The following is a 7,065-nucleotide window of genomic DNA, read 5'->3' on the forward strand; positions in this document are numbered from 1 at the left end:
AAATTCAAAGCGCACAATTTAACCATAAAAATGTAATCGTATGATTAATATCACTAATTTACCCAGCATTCATGTCCAGAAACAGATTCATTGATCTATAACAGCGGATTGTTCAAAGTTTGGCCTTTCATCTCGCGTAAAAAATGCGTAATATACGCCGCCTTGCAGTCACAGTATGGTCATTTCTTCACTCATGCAAATCGGACAATATCAGCTTCGGAACCGGTTAATCGCCGCACCAATGGCGGGGATAACAGACCGACCATTCAGAACGCTGTGTTACGAAATGGGTGCCGGACTTACGGTCTCCGAGATGATGTCTTCTAACCCGGAAGTTTGGGCAAGTGACAAGTCACGGTTACGTATGGTTCATATTGATGAACCCGGCATCCGTACCGTACAGATTGCCGGCAGTGTGCCTGATGAAATGGCAGAAGCCGCGCGCATTAACGTGCAAAATGGTGCCCAGATTATTGATATCAATATGGGATGCCCGGCTAAAAAAGTGAATCGTAAACTTGCAGGCTCAGCACTACTGCAGTACCCAGAGCTGGTTAAAAGTATCCTGTCCGCAGTGGTTAATGCGGTCGAGGTACCTGTAACGTTAAAGATTCGTACTGGGTGGGATAAAGACCACCAGAACTGTGTAGAAATTGCCCAACTGGCTGAGCACTGTGGTGTTCAGGCTCTGACGATACATGGACGCACGCGCGCCTGCAGGTTTGAAGGCGAAGCAGAATACGACAATATTCGGCTGGTTAAGCAGACAGTTTCCATTCCCGTTATCGCGAATGGTGACATAACAAACCCGCTTAAAGCCAGAGCGGTTCTGGACTATACAGGGGCTGATGCCCTGATGATAGGCCGGGCTGCTCAGGGAAGACCCTGGATCTTTCGGGAAATCCAGCATTATCTGGACACTGGAGAGTTGCTTGCGCCACTGCCTCTGGCTGAGGTAAAGCACTTGTTGTGCGAGCATGTTCGGGCGTTACACGGCTTTTATGGCCATGTGAAAGGTTACCGAATTGCACGTAAGCACGTTTCCTGGTATCTCCAGGAACACGCTCCAAATGACCAGTTTCGGCGCACATTCAACGCCATAGAGGATGCCAGCGAACAGCTGGAGGCGTTGGAGGCATACTTCGAAAATTTTGCGTAAACAGAAATAAAGAGCTGACAGAACTATGTTCGAACAACGCGTAAATTCTGACGTACTGACCGTTTCTACCGTTAACTCTCAGGATCAGGTAACCCAAAAACCCCTGCGTGACTCGGTTAAACAGGCACTGAAGAACTATTTTGCTCAACTGAATGGTCAGGATGTTAATGACCTGTATGAGCTGGTACTGGCTGAAGTTGAACAGCCATTGTTGGACATGGTGATGCAATACACCCGTGGTAATCAGACCCGTGCAGCACTGATGATGGGTATCAACCGCGGCACCTTGCGTAAAAAACTGAAAAAATATGGCATGAACTGATTTTAATCAGTTAATCCGTTGTTTTAAAAGGTACTACCCTTCACGGGGTGGTACCTTTTTATTTATAAATCCGCTCCTTAGAAAGATCCCCTAACTGCATACTTTCCCTTGCCAGATAATTAACCATTATTTTATAAAGGTTATTAATCTGACACACTCCTTTAATACATTCCCCCATGGCGACACATTCGGTAGCGTGAGATTTATTAGTTACCTGAATTACAATTCATTTATATATAACCGCCAGATAACTCTCATCAGTTGCCAGTTTCCCCGCACCAGCAAAAAACTAAATATATCGATGACGAAAAATCAGAACTCACGATGATGCGACTGTTGCAGACTATCGGTATATGGAGCACAGATGATGCAAAGGTAAGCTGTATTAAGGAGGTGCATTTTTATGCATCAGGTGTTTGTATAGATAAGACAAACTTTCAACCAGTTAACTAATAATAGAATATAAAGTTACTTTAGATTACATGAAGCAGATAAATAACCATAAAATGTAGTACTTATTAATATTAACTCCCCACAAATATTCATTTCATTATAAATTGTTTCTCTACGTTAATATCATCACATCGATGAAACTTTTTTGCGCCATTATGTGGCGTAAGTTTCATTTTTGCACCATGACAGGGCGCCATTTCCTATATTTCATGCCTACACTCATCGCAGGGTGATTGCTTTGTCACATTTTGAATAGTTTAAAACCTGGCATCACCTTTGCTTTATTAAGTTCGGCAATCGCCACAGACAGGATGATGGCATCAATATGGATGCCACTTTTTATAACGATAATTTAGCCACACAGGATCCACTATGAAAAAATTGACGTTAGCCACTCTGGTAGCAGCAGGAGCGCTGTTTGGTATCGCCAACCAGGCACATGCAGGGGCAACCCTGGATGCCGTTAAAAAGAAAGGATTCGTACAGTGCGGTATCAGTGATGGCTTACCGGGCTTTTCATATGCTGATGCAAGCGGCAAGTTCACAGGTATTGATGTGGATATTTGCCGTGGTATTGCTGCTGCCGTGTTCGGCGACGCTTCAAAAGTAAAATATACTCCACTCACAGCGAAGGAACGTTTCACTGCTTTGCAATCTGGCGAAGTGGATCTGCTTTCACGTAATACCACCTGGACATCTTCCCGCGATGGTGGCATGGGGATGGTTTTTGCTGGTGTTAACTATTACGACGGCATTGGCTTCCTCACACACGCTAAAGCCGGATTAAAAAGTGCGAAAGAACTCGACGGTGCGACAGTCTGCATTCAGGCCGGGACCGATACAGAACTGAACGTTGCTGACTATTTCAAAGCCAACAACATGAAATACACACCAGTAACGTTTGACCGTTCTGATGAATCAGCGAAAGCGCTTGAGTCTGGCCGCTGCGATACGCTGGCTTCTGACCAGTCGCAGCTTTATGCGCTGCGTATCAAACTCAGCAAACCTGGCGAATGGGTTGTTCTGCCTGAAGTTATCTCTAAAGAGCCGCTGGGGCCTGTTGTTCGTCGGGGTGATGACGACTGGTTTGCCATCGTTCGCTGGACACTGTTTGCTATGCTGGATGCAGAAGAAATGGGTGTCAGCTCCAAAAACGTTGATGAAAAAGCAGCCCATCCTTCCAACCCGGATATGGCACACCTGTTAGGTGCTGAAGGCGACTTTGGTAAAGACCTGAAGCTCGACAACAAATGGGCATTCAACATTGTTAAACAGGTTGGCAACTACGGTGAAATATTTGACCGCAACGTTGGTGAAGGTAGCCCACTGAAAATCAAACGCGGCCTTAACAACCTCTGGAACAATGGCGGTATCCAGTACGCCCCGCCAGTACGTTAATTTTTGCAGTAATGGGCACTACATTTGTAGTGCCCTCACGTCTGTCGCATTGTATTACTGAGGTTCGTTTATGTCTCATCGCCGCCTTAAAACGAAAGGAGAACTCTCCTTTTCTAACCCTGCGGTGCGTGCCTGGCTGTACCAGATTATCGCAATTGTTCTGGTAGCCACGGCCGCAATTTACCTGATACACAACACCATCACAAACCTTAATAACCGCGGAATCACTTCCGGATTTGCTTTTCTGGACAGAAGCGCCGGGTTCGGTATTGTCCAGCATCTTATTGATTATCAAGAGGGGGATACATACGGCAGAGTCTTTGTCGTTGGGTTGCTCAACACACTGCTGGTTTCCGCACTGTGTATCATTTTTGCTTCTTTTCTGGGTTTTTTCCTTGGCCTTGCCCGCCTTTCAGATAACTGGTTGTTACGGAAGATCTCGACGATATATATCGAAACCTTCCGTAATATTCCGCCTTTGCTACAAATTTTCTTCTGGTACTTTGCGGTATTACGTAATTTACCGGGTCCTCGCCAGGCACTTGATCTGTTTGATCTGGTATTCCTTAGCAACCGTGGCCTTTACCTGCCTTCCCCAATTATTGGAGAGGGCCTTATCGCCACAGGGCTGGCTATACTGGTTGCGCTGATTGTCAGCTATGGGCTGTACCGGTTCAATCGCACACGCCAAATCAAAACAGGGCAACTTCGCCGCACCTGGCCTGTAGCCCTCGTTCTGATAGTATTTTTACCTTTATTAACTCATTTGATCTTTGGTGCAGCAATTCACTGGGATATTCCTGCATTGCGGGGATTCAATTTCCGCGGAGGGATGGTTTTAATCCCTGAACTGGCCGCACTTACTCTGGCTTTATCCGTCTATACATCGGCATTTATTGCGGAAATAATTCGCTCGGGTATCCAGTCGGTTCCGTTTGGACAGCATGAAGCAGCGCGTAGCCTTGGGTTACCCAACCCAATAACCCTGCGCCAGGTCATTATTCCTCAGGCGCTGCGTGTCATTATCCCTCCACTGACCAGCCAGTATCTGAATATAGTGAAGAACTCCTCACTGGCAGCTGCGATTGGTTATCCGGACATGGTATCGCTTTTTGCCGGAACCGTACTCAACCAGACGGGACAAGCTATAGAAACTATTGCCATCACAATGTCGGTCTATTTGATCATCAGTCTGAGTATTTCGTTGTTGATGAATATTTATAACCGCCGCATTGCTCTGGTGGAACGTTAAGGACGCATGATGAGTAAAGCTATTTTATCAAAAGACTCTCGTCCTGATGCTTCCTGGTCCGGACGTACACTACTATGGATGCGTAAGAATCTGTTTTCATCCTGGAGTAATAGCCTGCTGACTATTATCTGCCTGTGGTTAATGTGGCAGTTAATTCCACCATTGCTCAACTGGGCTATTTTTCATGCTAACTGGGCAGGTTCAACACGTAGTGACTGTACTAAAGAAGGTGCCTGTTGGGTGTTTATCCATGCCCGTTTCGGGCAGTTTATGTATGGGCTCTATCCGCATGAACAGCGCTGGCGTATTAATACGGCACTGATTATTGGCCTGTTGAGTATTCTTCCGATGTTCTGGAAGAACATGCCGCAGCGGGGCCGCTACATCACCGGATGGGTAATTGTTTATCCAGTCGTTGTGTGGTGGTTAATGTATGGTGGCTTCTTCGGGCTAAACCGCATTGAAACACGCCAGTGGGGTGGTCTGACACTGACTTTGATTATTGCGTCTATTGGTATTGCCGGTGCTCTCCCTCTGGGGATTCTTCTGGCATTGGGACGCCGTTCGCGTATGCCTGTAGTCAGAATTCTGTCTGTTATTTTTATCGAATTCTGGCGTGGCGTACCACTCATCACTGTTCTGTTTATGTCTTCAGTAATGCTGCCGCTCTTTATGTCAGAAGGGACAACGATAGATAAACTAATCAGGGCGTTGGTCGGTGTGGTTCTTTTCCAGTCATCCTATGTTGCAGAAGTAGTCAGGGGCGGTTTACAAGCTTTGCCAAAAGGACAATACGAAGCTGCGGAATCCCTGGCGCTGGGATACTGGAAAACCCACATTTTAGTCATTCTTCCACAAGCCTTAAAACTGGTGATCCCAGGGCTGGTCAACACGATCATTGCATTATTCAAAGACACCAGCCTGGTCATCATTATAGGCCTGTTCGATTTGTTCAGTAGCGTTCAGCAGGCCACCGTTGACCCGGCATGGCTTGGGATGTCAACCGAAGGCTATGTCTTCGCCGCAATGGTCTACTGGATCTTCTGTTTCAGCATGTCGCGCTATAGCCAGTATCTGGAAAAGCGCTTCCATACCGGGCGCACACCGCACTAAGGAAAATCATGAGTCAAAATACTATTCTACCTGCCGACGCGATGATTACGCTGGAAGATGTTAACAAGTGGTACGGGCAGTTTCATGTTTTGAAAGATATTAACCTTAATGTCCAGCAAGGCGAGCGTATTGTTCTGTGTGGTCCTTCAGGCTCAGGAAAATCAACAACGATTCGTTGTATAAATCACCTGGAAGAACATCAGCAAGGGCGCATTGTTGTTGATGGCATTGAGCTCAATGATGACATCCGCAATATTGAGCGGGTCCGTAACGAAGTTGGAATGGTATTCCAGCACTTCAACTTATTCCCGCATCTTACCGTCTTGCAGAACTGCACTCTCGCTCCGATTTGGGTGAAAAAAATGCCCAAACGTGAAGCAGAAGCGTTGGCCATGCATTACCTCGAACGTGTGCGTATTGCTGAACATGCTAATAAATTCCCCGGCCAAATATCCGGAGGCCAGCAACAGCGTGTAGCTATTGCCCGGTCCTTATGTATGAAGCCTAAAATAATGCTGTTTGATGAGCCAACCTCAGCACTGGATCCTGAAATGGTTAAAGAGGTGCTGGATACCATGATTGGCCTGGCTGAAGATGGAATGACAATGCTCTGTGTGACCCATGAAATGGGGTTTGCCCGTACAGTTGCTAATCGCGTTATTTTCATGGACAGAGGCGAAATTGTAGAAGAAGCACCACCTGAGGAATTCTTCTCTAACCCGCGTTCCGATCGTACCCGGGCCTTCCTTTCCCAGGTTATTCATTAAAATATCCGTATTGCGTTTGCTGATGCCCTGTCCTGTGACAGGGCATTTTTTACTCGGTTAAATGGGTAAGAAAAATTGGCAACAATAATAAGCACCAGCGGTTCTGGCGGAAACAGCGACGGTCTGCGGATGTGCCGCCTCGGTCGGCTCGACCCGGTGGTGTGCAGGCAAAAAACCCGGCACTGCAGCGGAATAACCTGACGGGAACTGTTCCCGGGCGTGAAACTGTGGCTGAACAGCTGAACGGCCTGAAATACAAAAGCAAAAAACCCCCAGCTTTCGCTGAGGGTTCTTCTTAATTGAAGCCTGGCAGTTCCCTACTCTCGCATGGGGAGACCCCACACTACCATCGGCGCTACGGCGTTTCACTTCTGAGTTCGGCATGGGGTCAGGTGGGACCACCGCGCTCTTGCCGCCAGGCAGATTCTGTTTCATTCACCGCCTCACGGCCATGAATCTTAATCCGTCAACAGGCTGAAAATTTCGTCTCTCTCACACCAAAACATCTTTGGCGTTGTAAGGTTAAGCCTCACGGTTCATTAGTACCGGTTAGCTCAACGCATCGCTGCGCTTACACACCCGGCCTATCAACGTCGTCGTC

At 47.0% G+C, this 7,065-nt stretch carries 6 protein-coding genes and 2 rRNA genes; 6 read left to right on the forward strand and 2 right to left on the reverse strand.

What is annotated here, in order from left to right:
• Window positions 1-193 precede the first annotated feature (193 nt).
• From dusB to A9B99_RS20265, 6 genes are all read left to right on the forward strand, one after another.
• Window positions 194-1,159 carry a tRNA dihydrouridine synthase DusB gene (gene dusB / locus A9B99_RS20240; protein ID WP_064600708.1) on the forward strand — a complete coding sequence of 322 codons (966 nt, stop codon included), beginning with the start codon at window positions 194-196 and terminating at the stop codon, window positions 1,157-1,159.
• Between the two features lie 25 nt (window positions 1,160-1,184).
• Window positions 1,185-1,481: a DNA-binding transcriptional regulator Fis gene (gene fis / locus A9B99_RS20245; RefSeq protein WP_000462905.1), complete on the forward strand. Its 297-nt coding sequence runs from the start codon at window positions 1,185-1,187 to the stop codon at window positions 1,479-1,481.
• Window positions 1,482-2,306: 825 nt separating this feature from the next.
• Window positions 2,307-3,332 carry an amino acid ABC transporter substrate-binding protein gene (locus tag A9B99_RS20250; RefSeq protein ID WP_064600710.1) on the forward strand — a complete coding sequence of 342 codons (1,026 nt, stop codon included), beginning with the start codon at window positions 2,307-2,309 and terminating at the stop codon, window positions 3,330-3,332.
• A gap of 70 nt (window positions 3,333-3,402) precedes the next feature.
• The gene (locus tag A9B99_RS20255; protein WP_064600712.1) at window positions 3,403-4,584 is read left to right on the forward strand and encodes an amino acid ABC transporter permease; all 1,182 of its coding nucleotides are present in this window, start codon (window positions 3,403-3,405) and stop codon (window positions 4,582-4,584) included.
• A 9-nt stretch (window positions 4,585-4,593) separates the two neighbouring features.
• Window positions 4,594-5,697 carry an amino acid ABC transporter permease gene (locus A9B99_RS20260; protein ID WP_064600714.1) on the forward strand — a complete coding sequence of 368 codons (1,104 nt, stop codon included), beginning with the start codon at window positions 4,594-4,596 and terminating at the stop codon, window positions 5,695-5,697.
• Between the two features lie 8 nt (window positions 5,698-5,705).
• On the forward strand, window positions 5,706-6,464 hold the full coding sequence (locus A9B99_RS20265; protein ID WP_064600716.1) for an amino acid ABC transporter ATP-binding protein: 759 nt from the start codon (window positions 5,706-5,708) through the stop codon (window positions 6,462-6,464).
• A 304-nt stretch (window positions 6,465-6,768) separates the two neighbouring features.
• On the opposite strand, the gene rrf is transcribed toward A9B99_RS20265, so the two are convergent.
• Window positions 6,769-6,884: ribosomal RNA gene (gene rrf / locus A9B99_RS20270) — 5S ribosomal RNA — on the reverse strand.
• A 98-nt stretch (window positions 6,885-6,982) separates the two neighbouring features.
• A 23S ribosomal RNA gene (locus A9B99_RS20275) occupies window positions 6,983-7,065 on the reverse strand; the annotation flags it as partial.

Source organism: Mangrovibacter phragmitis (genome assembly GCF_001655675.1).
GTDB classification, from domain to species: Bacteria; Pseudomonadota; Gammaproteobacteria; order Enterobacterales; family Enterobacteriaceae; genus Mangrovibacter; species Mangrovibacter phragmitis.

Excerpts from the sequence above, each read along its gene's own strand:
- dusB (WP_064600708.1), top strand. The coding sequence starts at position 194 with ATGCAAATCGGACAATATCAGCTTCGGAACCGGTTAATCGCCGCACCA.
- A9B99_RS20260 (WP_064600714.1), top strand. The coding sequence starts at position 4,594 with ATGAGTAAAGCTATTTTATCAAAAGACTCTCGTCCTGATGCTTCCTGG.
- A9B99_RS20250 (WP_064600710.1), top strand. The coding sequence starts at position 2,307 with ATGAAAAAATTGACGTTAGCCACTCTGGTAGCAGCAGGAGCGCTGTTT.
- A9B99_RS20265 (WP_064600716.1), top strand. The coding sequence starts at position 5,706 with ATGAGTCAAAATACTATTCTACCTGCCGACGCGATGATTACGCTGGAA.
- A9B99_RS20255 (WP_064600712.1), top strand. The coding sequence starts at position 3,403 with ATGTCTCATCGCCGCCTTAAAACGAAAGGAGAACTCTCCTTTTCTAAC.
- fis (WP_000462905.1), top strand. The coding sequence starts at position 1,185 with ATGTTCGAACAACGCGTAAATTCTGACGTACTGACCGTTTCTACCGTT.